This is a genomic window from Streptococcus parasanguinis, assembly GCF_001074805.1.
Classification (GTDB): Bacteria; Bacillota; Bacilli; order Lactobacillales; family Streptococcaceae; genus Streptococcus; species Streptococcus parasanguinis_A.
Genome location: NZ_JUPI01000021.1, coordinates 1 through 1,072 on the forward strand (window position 1 = coordinate 1; position 1,072 = coordinate 1,072).

Annotated in this window: 2 protein-coding genes; both read left to right on the forward strand. The window is 41.9% G+C overall.

Annotated features, from left to right (window positions below; all coding sequences use genetic code 11):
- Positions 1-565, forward strand: a 565-nt coding sequence (locus ADI76_RS01755) for an exodeoxyribonuclease III (RefSeq protein WP_049514294.1), incomplete at its 5' end; no start/stop codon positions are given.
- Positions 566-576: 11 nt separating this feature from the next.
- Entirely contained in the window at positions 577-963 is a 387-nt protein-coding gene (locus ADI76_RS01760) for a bleomycin resistance protein (protein ID WP_037607806.1), read from the forward strand.
- Positions 964-1,072 lie beyond the last annotated feature (109 nt).

The following is a 1,072-nucleotide window of genomic DNA, read 5'->3' on the forward strand; positions in this document are numbered from 1 at the left end:
CTATAAAAAAGAGCTTACTCCAGTTGTGACTTTCCCAGAGATCGGAGCTCCTTCGACCATGGACTTGGAAGGTCGGATCATTACCTTGGAATTTGATAAATTTTTCGTTACACAGGTATACACACCTAACGCTGGTGATGGACTCAAACGTTTGGAAGAACGTCAAGTCTGGGATGTCAAATATGCGGAATACTTGACTGAACTAGACAAGCAAAAGCCTGTTCTTGCTACAGGTGACTACAATGTCGCTCACAAGGAAATCGACCTCGCCAACCCTGCCAGCAACCGCCGTTCACCAGGTTTCACAGACGAAGAACGCGAAGGATTTACAAATCTTTTGGCCAAAGGATTTACAGATACCTTCCGCCATGTCCATGGTGATGTCCCAGAACGCTACACTTGGTGGGCACAACGTAGCAAGACATCAAAAATCAACAACACAGGCTGGAGAATCGACTATTGGTTGACCTCAAACCGCATTGCTGACAAGGTCACTAAATCAGATATGATTGACTCAGGCGCTCGTCAAGATCATACACCAATTGTATTAGAAATTGATTTGTAAGGATGTTCTTTATGAATTTCAATGCAGTGATTCCTGAGTTTATTGTATCGAATATAGAGCAGTCCCGTTCCTTCTACTGTGATTTACTGGGTTTTACCATCGAATACGGGCGACCAGAAGAGAACTTCCTCTTTCTTTCTCTTGAAGAGTGCCAGCTCATGATAGAGGAGGGGAGTAAGGAGGAACTAGCTGAACTGACCTACCCCTTTGGTCGTGGAGTTAATATCTCCTTCGGCATAAAAGATGTCCCTAGACTCTATCAAAAAGTAATCGAGTCTAACTATCCAATTCATCGCCCATTAATTAAAAGAAAATTTCGTGTTGGTGATCATTATATCTATCCTCATGAATTTGCAGTTCTGGATCCAGATGGCTATTTTTTAAGATTTAGTGAATAAGAAAATAGATCACTAGAGTAGAAAAAGAAACAAAAAAAGAAAGAGACTGGGACAAAAGTCCTAGCCTCTCAATTATTTTTGGATTGTCGAGCAAGACGCAGTGGTTGAG